The 16,717-nt window shown below is 69.3% G+C and carries 17 protein-coding genes; 4 read left to right on the top strand and 13 right to left on the bottom strand.

Annotation, left to right across the window (positions count from 1 at the left end; translation table 11 throughout):
* Positions 1–16 precede the first annotated feature (16 nt).
* The 10 genes from BM355_RS05350 to BM355_RS05305 form a co-directional block, all read right to left on the bottom strand.
* The gene (locus tag BM355_RS05350) at positions 17–649 is read right to left on the bottom strand and encodes a hypothetical protein (protein ID WP_091695789.1); all 633 of its coding nucleotides are present in this window, start codon (positions 647–649) and stop codon (positions 17–19) included.
* 160 nt (positions 650–809) lie between these two features.
* The gene (locus BM355_RS05345) at positions 810–1,094 is read right to left on the bottom strand and encodes an HU family DNA-binding protein (protein ID WP_091695787.1); all 285 of its coding nucleotides are present in this window, start codon (positions 1,092–1,094) and stop codon (positions 810–812) included.
* A 303-nt stretch (positions 1,095–1,397) separates the two neighbouring features.
* Positions 1,398–1,703, bottom strand: coding sequence for a 30S ribosomal protein S14 (gene rpsN, locus BM355_RS05340; protein WP_091695785.1), 306 nt, complete (start codon positions 1,701–1,703; stop codon positions 1,398–1,400).
* Between the two features lie 3 nt (positions 1,704–1,706).
* Entirely contained in the window at positions 1,707–1,874 is a 168-nt protein-coding gene (gene rpmG, locus BM355_RS05335) for a 50S ribosomal protein L33 (protein ID WP_091695783.1), read from the bottom strand.
* A 1-nt stretch (position 1,875) separates the two neighbouring features.
* Positions 1,876–2,112, bottom strand: a complete 237-nt coding sequence (gene rpmB / locus BM355_RS05330) for a 50S ribosomal protein L28 (RefSeq protein ID WP_091695781.1) — start codon at positions 2,110–2,112, stop codon at positions 1,876–1,878.
* 382 nt (positions 2,113–2,494) lie between these two features.
* Entirely contained in the window at positions 2,495–3,067 is a 573-nt protein-coding gene (locus BM355_RS05325; protein ID WP_091695779.1) for a MarR family winged helix-turn-helix transcriptional regulator, read from the bottom strand.
* A gap of 71 nt (positions 3,068–3,138) precedes the next feature.
* Entirely contained in the window at positions 3,139–4,014 is an 876-nt protein-coding gene (locus BM355_RS05320; protein WP_245760617.1) for an ABC transporter permease, read from the bottom strand.
* 35 nt (positions 4,015–4,049) lie between these two features.
* The gene (locus BM355_RS05315) at positions 4,050–5,033 is read right to left on the bottom strand and encodes an ABC transporter permease (RefSeq protein ID WP_091695774.1); all 984 of its coding nucleotides are present in this window, start codon (positions 5,031–5,033) and stop codon (positions 4,050–4,052) included.
* Positions 5,030–6,232: an ABC transporter ATP-binding protein gene (locus BM355_RS05310; RefSeq protein WP_091695772.1), complete on the bottom strand. Its 1,203-nt coding sequence runs from the start codon at positions 6,230–6,232 to the stop codon at positions 5,030–5,032. Before BM355_RS05310 ends, BM355_RS05315 begins: the two co-directional genes overlap by 4 nt.
* Positions 6,233–6,235: 3 nt before the next feature.
* Positions 6,236–7,522, bottom strand: coding sequence for an ABC transporter substrate-binding protein (locus BM355_RS05305; protein ID WP_091695770.1), 1,287 nt, complete (start codon positions 7,520–7,522; stop codon positions 6,236–6,238).
* A gap of 300 nt (positions 7,523–7,822) precedes the next feature.
* Here BM355_RS05305 and BM355_RS05300 point away from each other — a divergent pair, with 300 nt between their 5' ends.
* Positions 7,823–8,320: an Lrp/AsnC family transcriptional regulator gene (locus BM355_RS05300; RefSeq protein ID WP_091695769.1), complete on the top strand. Its 498-nt coding sequence runs from the start codon at positions 7,823–7,825 to the stop codon at positions 8,318–8,320.
* On the top strand, positions 8,317–9,711 hold the full coding sequence (locus BM355_RS05295) for an aspartate aminotransferase family protein (protein WP_091695767.1): 1,395 nt from the start codon (positions 8,317–8,319) through the stop codon (positions 9,709–9,711). Before BM355_RS05300 ends, BM355_RS05295 begins: the two co-directional genes overlap by 4 nt.
* 40 nt (positions 9,712–9,751) lie before the next feature.
* Here the strand turns inward: BM355_RS05295 and BM355_RS14785 are convergent, their stop codons facing one another.
* Entirely contained in the window at positions 9,752–11,401 is a 1,650-nt protein-coding gene (locus tag BM355_RS14785; RefSeq protein ID WP_281247561.1) for a helix-turn-helix domain-containing protein, read from the bottom strand.
* Between the two features lie 162 nt (positions 11,402–11,563).
* On the opposite strand from BM355_RS14785, the gene BM355_RS05285 reads away from it, so the two are divergent.
* Both BM355_RS05285 and BM355_RS05280 read left to right on the top strand, forming a co-directional pair.
* A complete protein-coding gene (locus BM355_RS05285) occupies positions 11,564–13,057 on the top strand; it encodes a CoA-acylating methylmalonate-semialdehyde dehydrogenase (RefSeq protein ID WP_091695766.1) in 1,494 nt (497 codons plus the stop codon).
* Between the two features lie 87 nt (positions 13,058–13,144).
* A complete protein-coding gene (locus tag BM355_RS05280) occupies positions 13,145–14,500 on the top strand; it encodes an aspartate aminotransferase family protein (protein ID WP_091695764.1) in 1,356 nt (451 codons plus the stop codon).
* A gap of 57 nt (positions 14,501–14,557) precedes the next feature.
* On the opposite strand, the gene BM355_RS05275 is transcribed toward BM355_RS05280, so the two are convergent.
* Positions 14,558–15,973: an NAD(P)/FAD-dependent oxidoreductase gene (locus BM355_RS05275; RefSeq protein WP_091695763.1), complete on the bottom strand. Its 1,416-nt coding sequence runs from the start codon at positions 15,971–15,973 to the stop codon at positions 14,558–14,560.
* Positions 15,970–16,698: a TetR/AcrR family transcriptional regulator gene (locus tag BM355_RS05270; protein ID WP_177227846.1), complete on the bottom strand. Its 729-nt coding sequence runs from the start codon at positions 16,696–16,698 to the stop codon at positions 15,970–15,972. Before BM355_RS05270 ends, BM355_RS05275 begins: the two co-directional genes overlap by 4 nt.
* Positions 16,699–16,717 lie beyond the last annotated feature (19 nt).

The following is a 16,717-nucleotide window of genomic DNA, read 5'->3' as shown; positions in this document are numbered from 1 at the left end:
TGTCAGCGTCGAGGGGTCAGGGTGCCAACGACCACGACGGCGGACCCCGCCACTGCAGCCCTGTCACCACGTCCCGGAACGGCTGCAGGATCGGAGGGCGATGCCAGGCCGCGCGGCCCTGGCCGAAGACGGAGGGCAGGACCACGGGCACCAGTGTCAGGACAGGGCGGCGCAGCAGCACCCACTCCGCGGCGGTCAGAACCGCCTGCTCGCCCTGACGCAGCAGCAGCACGGTGACCACCGCGGCGACCAGATGCGCGGCCGCCATGGACACGCCGGCCTCGGACACAGGAAGGGGCTCGGCAGCGGCCACGGTGAGGTGCTGCACGTGATGCTCATGTCCGGGCGTGATCCCGGCCGGACTCGGTGCGACCCCGGGACCCAGGGAGTACAGACCGTGGAACAGGCCCTGGCTGAGCAGAACGCCTGCCGAGAGGCGGGTCCACGAGAGGACCCGGCCGGCCAGCGCGGTGCAGAGCGGACCGGCCAAGGCCAGGGTGAGGATGAAGACCAGAGATGAGGGGGTGTCGGCGTGATGGCCTGGGCCGGCCAGCGAATGGGACCCGGCGGCCACCAGGGTGGCGATCAGGGCGGCGCCCCAGCCGCGCGCGAGGCGGCCGGGCCCGGAGCCGAGGTGAGGACGCGGCACGGGGTCCTCCTCTGGCTCTGACGGGCGTGCGGTGCTGATCCAGCAGTCTACGGGAGTTCTACATGACGTAGAAGTCAGCACCTCGAGTCAGGCGGCACGTGCCCAGAGACGGATCAGGGCGCCCCACCGGTGGTGGAGCGCCCTGAGGCCGAACTGAGGATCACTTGCCGGTGGCGGCAGCCTTCAGCTTGGAGCCAGCGGAGATCTTGACCGAGTGGCCGGCCGGGATCTGGATGGTCTCACCGGTCTGGGGGTTGCGGCCGGTGCGAGCGGCACGGTCAGTGCGCTCCACAGACAGCCAGCCCGGGATGGTGACCTTCTCGCCCTTGGAGATCTGAGAGGTGAACACCTCGAAGACGGCATCGAGAACGCCGTTGACGGCGGCCTGCGAGTTGCCGGACTTCTCTGCGACGGCGGCGACAAGTTCACTGCGGTTCATAGCCATAGGTCCTCCTGGACTGGATGGTTGTTTCCATGGGCCCGAGGGGTTCTCTCCGGGCTTCCGTCTCGCAAACTACCACCCAGAGCGCCGGGACGCGCGGTTTCAAGCCGATTTTCCGCGGATTCTGGCCTTTTTCCACGGTTTTTCGCGGTCAGCGTCCCCTCTGGCCGCCCGGAGAGGCCACCTGCGAGGAGGCTGACAACGTCCCATGTGGGAGCGGAAACGCCTCGGGGCGGCCCGCTCGACTCCCGCAGGAATCGACGGCGGACCGCCCCGAGGACTGGACAGCGTCAGCTGATCAGCGGATCACCAGGAGGACTTGGTGACGCCGGGCAGCTCGCCGCGGTGCGCCATGTCACGCAGGCGCACGCGGGAGATGCCGAACTTCTGGAAGGTGCCGCGCGGACGGCCGTCGATGGCGTCGCGGTTGCGCACGCGCACCGGGGAGGCGTTGCGGGGCAGCTTCTGCAGACCCACGCGCGCGGCCTCGCGGGCCTCGTCAGAGGCGTTGGGGTCCACCAGGGTCTTCTTGAGCTCGAGACGCTTCTCCGCGTAGCGGGCGACGATGACCTTGCGCTCTTCGTTCTTGGCGATCTTGGACTTCTTGGCCATGTCTCAGCGCTCCTCTCGGAATTCGACGTGCTTGCGGACGACCGGATCGTACTTCTTCAGCACGATGCGGTCGGGGTCGTTCCGGCGGTTCTTGCGGGTCACGTAGGTGTACCCGGTGCCGGCGGTCGACTTCAGCTTGATGATGGGACGTACGTCCTTGTCCTTGGCCATGTCAGAGCTTCACTCCCTTGGCGATGAGATCGGCGACCACGGCGTCGATGCCACGGACATCGATGGTCTTGATGCCCTTGGCCGACAGCGTCAGGGTGACGTTGCGGCGCAGGGACGGGACCCAGTAGGTCTTCTTCTGGATGTTGGGGTCGAACCGACGCTTGGTGCGACGGTGCGAGTGGGAGATGCTGTGGCCGAAGTTCGGCCCAGCCCCGGTTACCTGGCAGTGAGCTGCCATGATCACTCCTCGTTGCAAGTAGTAGTAAAAGTACGGGCGGAACCCGCTGGTGGACGTGCAGTGCCGCCTGCTCAGCTGAACCGAGCCTGCGGCGGTCGCGCGTCCAGGAGCCCCGCCACCAGTTGTGACACCGCGCTCTTACTGCGACTTTCCGAAGGTGTACCAGGCTGGGTGAGAACCAACCGAAGTGCCCTTGATCGCTGGGGAAGACGGTGAGCCCTGAGCCGACCGCACAGTGTGGACCGCACGGTGATGGTTCAGGATCCGGTTTACGGGAAGCACGTTGTTTTCCGACGCTCCTCCGTCACCTGCATTCGGCAGGGCACAGAGAAGCCCAACGTGGCTTAGCGCCGTCCTATCCTACGACGTTCCACCGACTCGTTCAATTCGAGTCAGGCTCCTGGAGCTGGGGGCAGACCTCGGTGAGCGCCGGGTCACGGAACACCCAGTGGTCCGGCTTGAGATGGCCGATCAGCTTGCCGCCGATCCGACCGATGTCCTCCAGGTCCCGGGCGTCCAGCACGTCCAGCAGCCGACGGCGGACACTGCGCACGTGCACCGGCGCCAGACGCATGACCTCCTGCATCCCCACCTCGGTCATCTGAGCCAGGGTGACACGGGCATCCACCGGAGAGGTGCTGCGCTGGATCCATCCGCGCTTCTCCAGCTTGCGCGCCGCGTGGGAGAGCCGGGAGAGCGAGGAGTTGGTCCTACTGGCCAGCTCGCTCATGGGCAGCGGATCCCCGTGCTCGGAGAGCATGGCCAGCACCTGATACTCGAAGATGCTGACGGCGCCGTGCTCCTGCAGGTCCGCCTCCAGCGCTGGCATCAGCTGCATGTGGGTGGCCACCATGGAGAGCCAGGCGCGCCGTTCCACCGGATCCAGCCACCGCACCTCAGGGGCGTCCGTTCCCGCCGCCTGATCTGTTAGATCGTCTACCGGTCCCTCATCCATGGGGACCAGTATTCCATCAGGGCGCCGTGATAAGGGAAGACCTGAACCGAGACTTTCGCCGCATTCGTGCCTCAGCGCGCAGACATCAGTCGCCGACGCCGCTGCCAGGACACGATCTGCATCACCACGACCACCAGCAGTGCGATGAGGAACATCGCTGAACCGATGACATTGGCCTCCGCGGGAATGCCTCTGGCCGCCGCCACGTAGACGAACTTGGGGAAGGTCTCCAAGGTGCCGGAGTTGAAATTGGTGATGATGAAGTCATCGAAGCTCATGGCGAAGGAGAGCAGACCGGCGGCCAGGATCCCCGGGACCAACTGGGGCAGGGTCACCCGCAGGAACACCTGGAACGGCGATCCGTACAGGTCCCGGCCGGCCTCCTCCAGCCGCGGGTCCAGGGTGGCCACCCGGGAGCGGATGGTGACCACCACGAAGGACATGCAGAACATCACATGGGCCAGCACCACGCTCCAGAAGCCCAGCTGCATGCCCACGTTCAGGAACAGGGCCAGCAGCGAGGCGCCCAGCACCACCTCGGGGGTGGCCAGGGGCAGGAAGATCAGGAACCCGGCGGCGTCCCGGAACCGGAAGGCGTAGCGGGCCAGTCCGTACGCCAGCAGGGTGCCCAGCACCAGGGCGATCGCCGTGGCGGTCAGGCCGATCTGCAGCGAGCGCTGGACGGACTCGCAGACGCCGGGCGCACCGCACGGGTTCTGCCAGTTCTCCCAGGTGAAGCCGCGCCAGGTCAGGTTCGTGCGGGCGGGCTGGTTGAAGGAGAACACGAAGATGTAGACGATCGGCACCAGCAGGTAGACGAAGGCCAGTCCGCCGAGCACGGGGATGGCCCAGCGGCCCAGGATCCGGCCGAACCGGGCGCCTCCGGAGTCCGGCCGCACGCTCGTGGACGGACTCGTCTGGCTCCGCTGCCGGGTTTGGCTGCTCATGGTCTCTGCTCCTGAGGTCGAGGCGGGCATCGGACTCACACCAGGTCCCGTGTGCCGAAGCGGCGGACGTACAGGGTGACCAGGATCAGGATGGCCACCATGAGGATGAAGGACAGGGCCGCGGCGCCGGGGTAGTCCAGCACCCGCATGAACTTGGACTCGATGACCTGTCCGATCATCGTGGTGTTGCGGTTGTTGCCCAGGATCGCGGCGTTGACGAAGTCGCCTGAGGCGGGGATGAAGGTCAGCAGCGTCCCGGCGAGCACGCCCGGCATGGACATCGGGAAGGTGACCGTGCGGAAGGTGGTGACCCCGTTGGCGTACAGGTCCTGCCCGGCCTCGAGCAGGCGGCTGTCCAGCCCCTGCAGGTTGGCGTAGATCGGCAGCACCATGAAGGGCAGGAAGTTGTACGTCAGACCGGCCACCACGGCCACCGAGGTGGTGGTCAGCGAGGCCCCGTCCGGCATCAGGTTCAGCGTCTTGAGCGTCTGCACCACGAATCCCTGGTCTGCCAGGATCTGCTTCCACGCCTGGGTGCGCAGCACGAAGGAGGTGAAGAACGGGGCGATCAGCAGCACCAGCAGCAGACCCTGCAGGAAGGCATGCCCCCGCAGGCGGACCGCGATCAGGTAGGCCATGGGATAGCCGATCACCAGGCACAGGACCGTGGCCAGCAGCGCGAACCAGAAGGAGCGCAGCAGCTCCGTCCAGTAGCCGCCCAGCACCACCGCGTAGTTGCCGAACTCCAGTGCCGGGGCGAACTGGCCCACATCGGCTCCGGGCGGCTTCACGTACAGGGACGTGGCCAGCAGGGTGAAGACCGGGAGGATGAAGAACAGCAGCAGGTAGATCAGTCCGGGACTGACCAGACCGTAGCCGGCCTTGCCGCGCCGCCCTTCAGGCTCGGTGACTGCGTTGGTCTTCCGCCGCCGTCGGGAACCGCCTTCGCCTGGCTGCGGCGAGGCGGCCTGGGCCTGGGCTACGCGCGCCAAGGCGCGGGTCTCGGTGCCCGCACTCATGCCGCACCCTCACCGGCGGCGGCATCCTCCGCGCCGTCCAGTCCGAAGGCACGCGCCGGGTCCCAGGTCAGCTCCACCGGATCGCCCGGGCGGATGCGGGTGCCGTCGCGGTTCTGGGCGAAGACGCCCAGCTCGCCCAGTCCCGGCACATCCACGCGGTATTCGGTGGAGACGCCGGTGAAGGAGACGTCGGTGACCGTCCCGTCCACCTCATTGACCACCCCGGAGGTCCCGACGACGACCGGCTGGCCCCCGGCACGGGTGCCGGCCGGACGCAGGGCGATCTTCTCCGGACGGACCCCCAGCAGGACATCGCCCGTGGTGGAGACCGCGCGGGAGGCGTCCAGCAGCAGCCGATGCCCGGAGGTCTCGACCTCCAGCAGCCCATCCGCGCCCGATCCGGTCCCGGTGACCGTGCCGGACATCAGGTTGGACCGGCCCAGGAAGTTGGCCACGAACGCCGTGCGCGGCAGGTCGTACAGGTCCTCGGGGGCGCCCATCTGCTCGATCCGTCCGGCGTTCATCACGGCCACGGTGTCGGCCATGGTCATGGCCTCCTCCTGATCGTGGGTGACGTGGATGAAGGTCAGCCCGACCTCGGTCTGGATCCGTTTGAGCTCGGACTGCATCTGACGGCGCAGCTTCATGTCCAGGGCTCCGAGCGGCTCATCCAGCAGCAGGATCTCCGGCTGGTTCACCAGCGCCCGGGCCAGGGCCACGCGCTGCTGCTGGCCGCCGGAGAGCTGGGCAGGCTTGCGGTCCGCCAGGTGTCCGAGTTCGACCAGGTCCAGGAACTCATCGGCCTGGGCCTTCCAGTTGCGCACCTTGCGGCGGCGCAGGCCGAAGGCCACGTTCTCCTTCACGGACATGTGCGGGAAGAGCGCGTAGGACTGGAAGACGGTGTTGACCGGCCGCTTGAACGGCGGCAGGGCGGTGACCTCGGTCCCGCCGATCCGGATGTGCCCGCCGGTGGGCTTCTCCAGCCCGGCGACCATCCGCAGCGTGGTGGTCTTGCCGCAGCCGGAGGGCCCCAACAGGGCGAAGAACTCACCGGCCGGGACGGTCAGGTCCAGGGGCTTGACGGCGTGGAAGTCCCCGAAGCTCTTGCTGACCTGGTCCAGGGTCAGCTCGGAGCCGCGGGACTCCTCCTCGCGGGCGGGAGTGGAATCCAGGGTGTCCTGTGCGGTGTCGGTGCTCATGGATCAGTTGCCGATCGCCTGCTGGAAGGCCTGGTTGTACTTGGTGTCCTCCTCGGGGGTCAGCGAGCGCATGACCCGGGCCTTGGAGAGGTACTCGTCCGTGGGGAAGATCATGGGGTTCTCGGCCAGCTCGGGGTCGGTCTTCTCCATCTCCTCGCGGGCGCCCTCCACCGGGCAGATGTAGTTGACGTAGGCGGCCACCTCGGCGGCCACGGCGGGGTCGTAGTAGTGGTCGAAGAGCGTCTCGGCGTTCTTCTTGTGGGTGGCCCCCATGGGCACCATCAGGTTGTCCGCCCACAGGGTGCCGCCGGAGTCCGGCAGCGCGAAGTCCCACCGGTCCCCGTTCTCGAAGTTCAGCTGGGTGATGTCCCCGGACCAGCCGATCACGGCCAGGGCGTCCCCGGAGATCAGGTCCTCCTTGTAGGCGTTGCCCTTGACCTGGCGGATCTGTCCGCTGGCGATGTGCTTCTTCAGGGTCTCCAGGGCGGTGTCGAACTCGTCATCGCCCCAGTCCCCGGAGATGTCCACGCCGTCGGCCATCATCAGCAGGCCCACGGTGTCCAGCATCTCGTCCAGCACCACCACGCGGCCCTTGAGCTGCGGATCCCAGAGGTCGTCCAGGGTGCGCAGGCCCTGAGGGACATCCGCCTTGGTCCAGGCCAGACCGGTGAAGCCGCCCTGCCAGGTCAGGGAGTGCTTCCGACCGGCATCCCATTCCACGTCGCGGTAGTTCGCCAGCAGGTTCTTCGCGTTCGGCATGTTCGCACTGTCCAGCTCCTGGACGTAACCCAGACGGATCAGCCGCGCGGCCATCCAGTCGGTCAGGGTGATGATGTCCGCCCCGATGTCCTGTCCACCGGCCAGCTGGTTCTGGTACTTGCCGAAGTAGGAGTCGTTGGAGTCGATGTCCTCGGTGTAGGAGACATCGATCCCGCTCTCCTCCTGGAAGGCCTCGAGCGTGGGGTAGCTCCCGGCGGAGTCGTTGTAGTCCAGGTACAGGGTCCAGTTGGACCAGCGCACCGTCTTCTCGGTGTCGGAGACGTCGGTGGCCGCGGTCAGCGCCGCCGAGGAGGTGGCTGCACCGCTGGGCGTAGTCCCGCCGCCGGTGCCGCAGGCCGCCAGCAGGGAGGCCACGCCCATGCCACCGGCGCCGGCCAGCAGCGAACGGCGGCTCAGCCGTGAGCCCGAGGCTGTGCGGGAGAGCCGGACCAGGGCCTGGACGGCCGGATCCTGCGGCCCTGGCCGCAGCGCTGCGGAGTTCTGACGGGGATCGGTGTGACGACGGGACATGACGGCTCCTCGAGACGGATGGGGACGACGGTCCGTGGCCGAGGGCGGCACACGGGGTGTCGGTGCGAATCCAGCATTCGTGTGGACACGAGTGTGTCAGAGGGCATATCAGGGCACAAGGGTTTTCGTTGTTACATTCTTGTTTCACCTCGAAATCCGTCTCTTGCAATCCCCTCTGGCTCAGGATTCAATGGGGACACCCGCGAAGGGTGACGGAGATCGCATTCCGTTGCGTCGTCGTCGGGATGTCCTGGAGCCGGCCCGCCTGCTCACCGCCGCTGAAGAACCTTCGGAGGTCCGATGACCGATCCGGCACGTAGCCTGGCCGTTGCAGGTCAGGAATCCCACGAGCCCACGCATCTGGACGAGCGGGCCAAGGCGATCATCGAGCAGCTGCAGCAGGACGGGCGGCGCTCGTACTCCGCGATCGGCCGGGCCGTGGGCCTCTCCGAGGCGGCGGTCCGCCAGCGGATGACCCGCCTGCTCAACGACCAGGTGGTCAAGATCGTGGCCGTCACCAACCCCATGCAGCTGGGGTTCCCGCGTCAGGCCATGGTCCATGTCAAGACCGGACCGGACCTGACTGAGACCGCCGACCGCCTCGCCGCCATCCCCGAAGTGGACTACTGCGTGGTGGTGGCCGGGCGCTGGGACGTGCTGCTGGAGGTCGTCTGCGAGGACGACCAGCACCTGCTCGACGTCCTCACCACGATCCGCGCCACCGACGGCGTGGTCGAGACCGACACACTGACCTATCTCTCACTGCGCAAACAGGAATACGACTGGGGAACACGATGACCGAGAACAGCTACGCCACCACGCCCGCCGGCACCTCCCGCCAGGACGCCGCCCGTGACCACCTGTGGATGCACATGACCGCCATGGGGCCGATCCAGCGCGGCGCGAACGTGCCGATGATCGTGCGCGGTGAGGGCCACATGATCTACGACGACGCCGGAAAGGGGTACATCGACGGCCTCGCCGGGCTCTTCACCACACAGGTGGGACACGGCCGGGAGGAGCTGGCCGAGGCCGCCGCACGGCAGATGCGCGAGCTGGCCTTCATGCCCCTGTGGTCCTACTCCCACGCACCGGCGATCGACCTGGCCGAACGGCTGGCCGCCTACGCGCCGGGCGACCTGAACCGGGTGTTCTTCACCACCGGCGGCGGCGAGGCCGTGGAGTCGGCGTGGAAGCTGGCGAAGAACTACTTCAAGGAGGTGGGCAAGCCGATGAAGCACAAGGTCATCTCCCGCGCGGTGGCCTACCACGGCACGCCGCAGGGCGCCCTGTCCATCACCGGCATCCCCGATCTGAAGCAGCAGTTCGAACCGCTGACCCCGGGCGGGTTCCGGGTGCCCAACACCAACTTCTACCGGGCACCGGAGTTCTGCGCGGACAACGAGAAGGACTTCGGTCTCTGGGCTGCGGAACGGATCCGGGAGGCGATCGAGTTCGAGGGTCCGGAGACCGTGGCGGCCGTGTTCCTCGAGCCGGTCCAGAACGCCGGCGGCTGCTTCCCGCCGCCCGAGGGGTACTTCCAGCGGGTGCGCGAGATCTGCGACGAGTACGACGTGCTGCTGGTCTCCGACGAGGTGATCTGTGCGTTCGGGCGCGTGGGCGAGATGTTCGCCTGCAACGACTTCGGCTACGTGCCGGACATCATCACCTGCGCCAAGGGCATGACCTCCGGCTACGCCCCGATCGGCGCGATGATCGCCTCCGAGCGCCTGTTCGAGCCCTTCGGCAAGGACGCCACGTTCTACCACGGCTACACCTTCGGCGGACATCCGGTCTCGGCCGCGGTGGCCATGGCCAACCTGGACCTGATGGAGCGCGAGGGACTGAACCAGCGCGTGCACGAGAACACCGACGCGTTCCGGGCCACCCTGGAGAAGCTGCTGGATCTGCCGATCGTGGGCGATGTGCGCGGCGCCGGCTACTTCTTCGGGATCGAGCTGGTCAAGGACAAGGTCACCAAGGAGACCTTCGAGGGCGAGGAGGCCGACAGCCTGCTGCGCGACTTCGTCACCCCCAAGCTGTGGGACGCCGGACTGTACTGCCGCGCCGACGACCGCGGCGACCCGGTCATCCAGCTCTCCCCCGCGCTGACCATCGGCCAGGGCGAGTTCGACGAGATCGAGCAGATCCTGCGCGGGGTGCTCACCGAAGCCTCGAACCGGCTCTGATCGAGGCTGCTGTCCACCGGCGGCACGCGGACGGACCGGGTCAGTCCGCGTGCAGCCGGTGCACCAGCAGGGCCACCTGCAGCGAGGCCAGCGACTCAGGGTCCTCCAGGGACACCCCGAGCCTGCGCTGGAGCCGCGCCAGCCGGGCATAGAGGGCCGGGCGGGACACGTTCAGGCTCTGCGCCAGGGCGCTCTTGTTGCCGCCGCTGGCGAGCAGTCGCTCGAGCAGCTCGAGGTCCGTGGCCCGATCCGGTCCCAGCACCGGCTCCAGTTCGGCCGCGGCGAACCGACGCACCCGTTCATCCCCGCGCAACGAGGCCAACAGTCCGCGCAGTCGGACATCCCGTGCCCGGTAGTAGGTCCGCCGCGCACCGGCCCTGGCATCGTCTCCGCCCACCGGCCCGAGGCCCGGCGCGGACCCGAGCGCCTCCGCCGCCTCGGCCACCATGGCCGCCTCGTCCAGTCGCGCCGCCGCGGTCAGCAGCAGTGGCTCGGCAGGTCCGGCGCCGGCCACCGACCCCGCCTCCGCGCCGAGACGTCGACGCACTCCGCCCAGCACCCGTTCCAGGACCGATCCCTCCAGGGCCCGTGCGGCCACCGGGATCAGCAGGGCCAGTCCGGCGGCGTTCAGCCGGCCGGCCAGCGCCGTGGTCCGCGCCTGGCGCAGCGACCAGGTCATCGCGTCCAGCACCTCCCGGTCCGTGCGCCGTCCGGCATCCCACCGCAGCACCACCGGGACCCACGCCGCCGGGACCGGACCGTCCTCCGGCCGGCCGCGCACCACCCCGATCCCCAGAGCCCGCGCCCGCCGCAGGGCCTCGTCCTCCTCCAGATGCCAGGGCCGGCGCAGCTCGTGCAGCAGGGTGGACTCGGCCTGCCGCGCCTGGTCCTGGCGGCTGCGCTCGGTCAGCAGGCCCAGGGCCACCGCCTGGGCGGCGCGCTCCAACACGGTGGAGCACAGCTCCCGCGGCGGCACCGGCCCCCGTTCCGGCACCTCCACGGCCAGCACTCCCGCAGGCTCGCCGGCCACCATCACCGGCACCTGCGGGACCGCCGGTCCCCCGTCTCGGATTCCCGACGACGGCCCCCCGGCGTCTCGATGCCAGTGCACCCGGGTGCCCAACAGCTTCCCCGCCTCCTCCACGATGCGCGGAGCCGGTGCGGCTTCCAGGGAGAGGTCGGTGAAGACGTCATGAATGCGCCGGTCGGTGGTGAGCTGTTCGAGCTGACGCTCGGAGATCCGGCGGTGCACCTCCTGGGTGATGGCCACGAACCTGACCTGACGGCTGAGCCGATAGACGGGCAGGCTCCGGTGTGCGGCCGCCTGCGCCAGCGCCCGAGCCACCTCCTCACGTTCAGGCAGGACCTCCACCGCCACGGCGGCCACCTGCGCGGCCTCCAGCTCGTCCAGCATCCGCTCGGCCTCGCGCACCCCCTCCTCGGCGGAGGCCGGTCCGTCCAGCAGTCGCCCGGTGGACAGCACGAACTCCCCGCCCTCCAGCAGGGTGGTGGCCTCCAGGGTCTCGGCCACGTGGATCCACCGCACGGGGACGGGGTCCGAGCGCTCCGCCACAGGCCGCGCTGCGGAGATCAGTTCGGGGGCGCCGGCCTGGAACGCCTCCATGGTGAGGATCTCGTCCAGGATCAGGGCCGCACGGGGCATCGGTTCAGGCGCACGGGGAGCGGTCACGGCGCCAGTGTAGCTCTGATCTGACACTGTGTCAGAGATCAGCCAGCCGAACGTGACACTGTGTCTCTGGCCGTCGTCGTGGTCTGCCTCCAGCATGGAGGAAGAACGCCTACGCACCCGAGGCGCAGTGCCCCCAGCCCTGCCGACGAGAGGACACACTCCGTGGAGACCATCCGCCACTGGATCGACAACGCACCCGCTGCCGGAGCGGACTCCGATCCCACCGCCGACGTCACCAATCCCGCCACCGGTGAGGTGACCGGCCAGGTCACGCTGGCCTCCGCCCAGACGGTGGATCAGGCCGTGGCAGCGGCGAAGAAGGCCTTCCCCGGCTGGCGGGACACGTCCCTGTCCAAGCGCGTCCAGGTGCTCTTCCGCTACCGCGAACTGCTCAACCAGCGCAAGGAGGAGCTGGCCGCGCTCATCACCGCCGAGCACGGCAAGGTCCTGGACGATGCCCTGGGCGAGGTGAACCGTGGCCTGGAGGTCGTGGAGTTCGCCTGCGGCATCCCACATCTGCTCAAGGGGGCCTACACCGAGAACGCCTCCACCCAGGTGGACGTCCACTCCGTGCGCCAGCCCCTGGGGCCGGTGGCCATCATCTCCCCGTTCAACTTCCCCGCCATGGTGCCGATGTGGTTCTTCCCCATCGCCATCGCCACCGGCAACACCGTGGTGCTCAAGCCCTCGGAGAAGGTGCCCTCGGCCGCCAACTGGGAGGCCGAGCTGTGGAAGGAGGCCGGCCTGCCGGACGGCGTGTTCAATGTGGTGCACGGCGGCAAGGAGTCCGTGGACCGGCTGCTGGAGCACCCGGACATCGCCTCGGTCTCCTTCGTGGGCTCCACCCCGATCGCCCAGCACGTCTACCGGACCGGCACCGCGCACGGCAAGCGCGTGCAGGCGCTCGGCGGGGCAAAGAACCACATGCTCGTGCTGCCCGACGCCGATCTGGACCTGGCCGCGGACAATGCCATCAACGCCGGCTTCGGCTCGGCCGGTGAACGCTGCATGGCCATCTCCGCCCTGGTGGCCGTGGGCGAGATCGCCGACGAGCTCGTGGAGAAGATCGCCGAACGGGCCCGCGCCCTGCGCACCGGCGATGGGCTGCGCGGCTGCGACATGGGCCCGCTCGTCACCTCCCAGCACCGGGAGAAGGTGGCCGGCTACGTGGACGCCGGCGAGCGGGAGGGTGCCACCGTGGTGGTGGACGGCCGCACCGGCGAGTTCGACGCCGACGGCTCGGGCTTCTTCCTCGGCCCCACCCTGTTCGACCATGTCACCCCGGAGATGAGCATCTACACCGATGAGATCTTCGGTCCGGTGCTCTCGGTGATCCGGGTGGATTCCTACGACGAGGGCCTGGAGCTGATCAACGCCAACCCGTACGGCAACGGCACCGCGATCTTCACCAACGACGGCGGCGCGGCCCGGCGGTTCCAGAACGAGGTCACCGTGGGCATGATCGGCGTGAACGTGCCGATCCCGGTGCCGATGGCCTACTACTCCTTCGGCGGATGGAAGAACTCCCTGTTCGGGAACTCCCACGCCCACGGCGTGGAGGGCGTGCAGTTCTTCACCCGAGGCAAGGTGGTCACCACCCGCTGGGCCAATCCCTCGCACGGGGGCATCAATCTGGGCTTCCCGCAGAACGACTGACCCCACGCTGCACCTGCACCATCCCGTCCCTGTCCGTCCGCGTGCCGGTCTGGCACAGTGGTCAGCAACGACCGCCAAGGAGAGATCATGAGCATCGAGCCCATCACCCCTGACCCCGAGATCGGCGAGGAGCTGCTCTCCGCCGGACGCAAGGCCCGCGACCTGGACCGTGCGCACGTCTTCCACTCGTGGAGCGCGCAGGCCAGCCTGGATCCGATGACCGTGGTCAAGACCGAGGGGCCGCACGTCTGGGACGGCGAGGGGCGGAAGCTGATCGACTTCTCCTCCCAGATGGTCAACACGAACATCGGGCACGGCCACCCGGCGGTGGTGGCGGCCATCCAGGAGCAGGCCGCGCGGATCGCCACCATCGCCCCGGCGCACGTCAACGACGCCCGGTCGGAGGCGGCCCGGCTGATCAGCGACCTGACGCCCGGGGATCTGAACCACGTCTTCTTCACCAACGGCGGCGCGGACGCGGTGGAGCACGCCGTGCGCATGGCCCGCGTGCACACCGGCAAGACCAAGATCCTCTCCGCGTACCGCTCCTACCACGGCGGGACCGACCTGGCGATCAACATCACCGGCGGTGCCCGCCGCATCCCGGTGGACCGGGCGGCCGCAGGCACTGCACACTTCCTGCCGCCGTTCACCTACCGCAGCAGCTTCCATGCGGAGGATGACGCGCAGGAGGGCCAGCGCGCGCTCGAGCACCTGGAGCAGGTCATCACCCTGGAGGGTCCGTCCACGATCGCCGCCGTGATCCTGGAGTCAGTCCCCGGCACCGCTGGCATCTTCGTCCCCCCGGCGGGGTACCTGGAGGGCGTGCGGGAGCTGACCCGCCGGCACGGGATCCTGTTCATCGCCGACGAGGTCATGGCCGGCTTCGGCCGGACCGGCCGCTGGTTCGGCGTGGACCACTGGGGTGTGGAGCCGGACCTGCTCACCTTCGCCAAGGGCGTGAACTCCGGCTACGTCCCGCTGGGCGGCGTGGCGATCTCGGACGAGGTCTACCAGACCTTCGCCGAGACCCCCTACCCCGGCGGACTGACCTACTCCGGCCACCCGCTGGCCTGTGCGGCGGCCGTGGCCACCATCACCGCCATGCAGGAGGAGGGGATGGTGGAGAACGCGGCCCGGCTGGGCACCGAGATCTTCGGCCCCCGCCTGCAGGAGCTCAAGGACCGTCACCCCTCGGTGGGGGATGTGCGCGGTCTGGGCGCCTTCTGGGCGGTGGAACTGGTCCAGGACCGCACCACCAAGGAGCCCCTGGACATCGGCGAGCTGGTGGCCGAGTGCAAGAAGCTGGGGCTGCTGCCGTTCGTGGCCGAGAACCGCCTGCACCTGACTCCGCCGCTGAACACCCCGGACGAGGTGGTCCGCCAGGGACTGGACATCCTGGACCAGGCTCTGGAGGTCGCTGACCGCGCGGTGCAGGGCTGAGCGGCAGGGTCACCGTCGCGTCAGGTCACCCGGCCAGAGATTCCCGACGACGGCCCCTCACCGCCCGCTGATCAGGTCGGCCAGGGTGGCCAGCGGGTGGGTGCTGGGCCGTCCCGCTGACTCGCGCGCGTCCGCCAGGTGGTAGGCGCGGTACAGCCCGTGGACGCCGGCGTAGCGCAGGGGTTCGGGCTCCCACCGGCGCACGGTGTGGCACACCCAGGGGTGCCGCGTCCGGGCGGTGTCCTGTCCCAGGACCAGGTCGGCCAGCGTGCGTCCGGCCAGGTTCGTGGCGGTCACTCCTGTGCCCACATAGCCCCCGGCGTGGCCGTGCCCCGTGGTGGGGTCATAGTTGACGGTGGGCCGCCAGTCCCGCGGGACGCCGAGCACCCCTGACCAGGCGTGCGCCACCGGGACGCGGCCGTCGTCGTGCCTCACCGCCGGGAAGAACTCGGCGAGGATCCTGCTCAGCGCGGCCACCGTCTCCGGAGCGGTGCGGCCGTCGGCGTCCACCCTGGAGCCGTAGCGGTACGGGACTCCGCGCCCGCCCAGGGCGATCCGCCCGTCCGCGGTGCGCTGCAGGTACACGTAGGCGTGGGCCAGGTCTTCCACGGTCTCCATGCCGTCCCACCCGATCCGGTCCCACACGTGGCGCGGCAGCGGATCGGTGATGATCATCGAGGAGTTCATCGGGATCCAGTCACGCCGGTGCCCGGGTAGCAGCGCGGTGAAACCCTCCGTGCAGCGCAGGAGGTGGCGCGCACGCACGGTGCCGTGGTCGGTGACCAGCCGGTCCCCCTCGATCCGCCGGACGGGGGTCTGCTCGTGGATGCGCACGCCCAGCCGGCGCACGGTCTCGGCCAGTCCGCGCACCAGTTTGGCGGGGTTGAGCCGGGCGCACTGGGGCAGATGGATGCCGCCGAGCGCACCGGCCACCCGGATGCGGTCGGCGAGCTCATCGGCGTCCAGCACGCGGTGCCGTTCGGAGGGCCAGTCCTGCAGCTGCGCGTCCAGGGCGCGCAGACGGGAGAGCTGCGCGAGATTCCGGGCCACCAGCAGCTCGCCGCCCTTGACGATGTCCGCCTCGATCCCCTCCGCTGCGGCCACCGCGATCACCTCATCCACCGCCGCGTCCAGATCATGCTGGAAGGCCTCCGTGGCCGCCCGCCCGTGGGCCTTCACGCACCGCTCGGTGCCGCCGGTCATAGAGTTGGCCAGCCAGCCGCCATTGCGTCCGGAGGCACCGTAGCCGGGGAACCGCGCCTCCAGGACCTCGACCCGCAGGTCCGGGCGGGCCTGGGCCAGGTAGTAGGCGGTCCACAGTCCGGTGTACCCCGCACCGATGATCGCCACGTCCGCGTTCCGGTCTCCCTCCAGCGGCGGGCCGGGCTCGGGCTGACCGAGCTGGGCATGCCAGAAGGAGACCTGTCCGTTGGCGGGGCCCGGGAGAGGGGTCTGGTCAGAGTCGCGTGTCACGGTGCGCTCTCCAGTTCGGTGGCCAGTCCAGCCAACTGCAGCTGAAGGGCGGTGGCGAAGGCCTCCTCCAGCTCCACGGCGGTCATCGGGCCGGCGTGGGCGGCGGAGAAGGGGTGGGTGTGTGGATCAGCGGCACGGTAGGTCTGCTCCCACTTGCGCTGATCCGCCTCGGCCTCCGGGTGCAGGTCCACGGCGGCGCGGAATCCGGTCCAGGCCAGCACGGTGTCCTCCAGCGCGCGGTAGACCAGCACGGCACGGGGCTCGTCCAGACCGGCGCGGATGAGGATGCGCAGGAGGGTCTCGGTCAGGTCCATCTCTGCCGGCAGCCGGGTCACGCGGGGGGTGGCGGCCACGGCGACCTGCGGATGGTCCAGATACGCCCGGTGCACCCGGTGCAGCAGCTCGGTCAGGTCCGCCCGCCAGTCCCCCGTCTCGGCGAACCCGCTCATCGCCTCGCCGATGATCCCGTCCGCCACCGCCAGCAGCAGCTCGTCCTTGGACGCCACGTACCGGTACAGCGCCGAGGGGTCCACCCCCAGGCGCGCCCCCAGGGCACGGAAGGTGAGCGGCTCGCCCTCCGCGGTGGAGGTCATCCCGACGGCGGCCCGCACCACGCGCTCTCGGTCCAGGGGCGCGGCCCCGGACTTGGCAGGGCGCCCCCGGCGTCCGGCGCCGGCTGGCACCGGCCCCGGTGCGGTGTGCGGCGGGGTCGGGTGGATGGTCATGCAGGCAGTCTGACGCCGG

Origin of the sequence: Micrococcus terreus (assembly GCF_900116905.1) — a bacterium.
GTDB classification, from domain to species: domain Bacteria; phylum Actinomycetota; class Actinomycetes; order Actinomycetales; family Micrococcaceae; genus Citricoccus; species Citricoccus terreus.
This window is presented reverse-complemented; position numbering and strand designations above follow the sequence as displayed.

Coding starts and splice junctions, on each gene's coding strand:
- rpsN (WP_091695785.1), bottom strand. CDS start 1,703: ATGGCCAAGAAGTCCAAGATCGCCAAGAACGAAGAGCGCAAGGTCATC.
- BM355_RS05295 (WP_091695767.1), top strand. CDS start 8,317: ATGACCGAGAACAGCTACGCCACCACGCCCGCCGGCACCTCCCGCCAG.
- rpmB (WP_091695781.1), bottom strand. CDS start 2,112: ATGGCAGCTCACTGCCAGGTAACCGGGGCTGGGCCGAACTTCGGCCAC.
- BM355_RS05315 (WP_091695774.1), bottom strand. CDS start 5,033: ATGAGTGCGGGCACCGAGACCCGCGCCTTGGCGCGCGTAGCCCAGGCC.
- BM355_RS05270 (WP_177227846.1), bottom strand. CDS start 16,698: ATGACCATCCACCCGACCCCGCCGCACACCGCACCGGGGCCGGTGCCA.
- BM355_RS05310 (WP_091695772.1), bottom strand. CDS start 6,232: ATGAGCACCGACACCGCACAGGACACCCTGGATTCCACTCCCGCCCGC.
- BM355_RS05300 (WP_091695769.1), top strand. CDS start 7,823: ATGACCGATCCGGCACGTAGCCTGGCCGTTGCAGGTCAGGAATCCCAC.
- BM355_RS05325 (WP_091695779.1), bottom strand. CDS start 3,067: ATGGATGAGGGACCGGTAGACGATCTAACAGATCAGGCGGCGGGAACG.
- BM355_RS05305 (WP_091695770.1), bottom strand. CDS start 7,522: ATGTCCCGTCGTCACACCGATCCCCGTCAGAACTCCGCAGCGCTGCGG.
- rpmG (WP_091695783.1), bottom strand. CDS start 1,874: ATGGCCAAGGACAAGGACGTACGTCCCATCATCAAGCTGAAGTCGACC.
- BM355_RS05345 (WP_091695787.1), bottom strand. CDS start 1,094: ATGGCTATGAACCGCAGTGAACTTGTCGCCGCCGTCGCAGAGAAGTCC.
- BM355_RS05320 (WP_245760617.1), bottom strand. CDS start 4,014: ATGAGCAGCCAAACCCGGCAGCGGAGCCAGACGAGTCCGTCCACGAGC.
- BM355_RS05280 (WP_091695764.1), top strand. CDS start 13,145: ATGAGCATCGAGCCCATCACCCCTGACCCCGAGATCGGCGAGGAGCTG.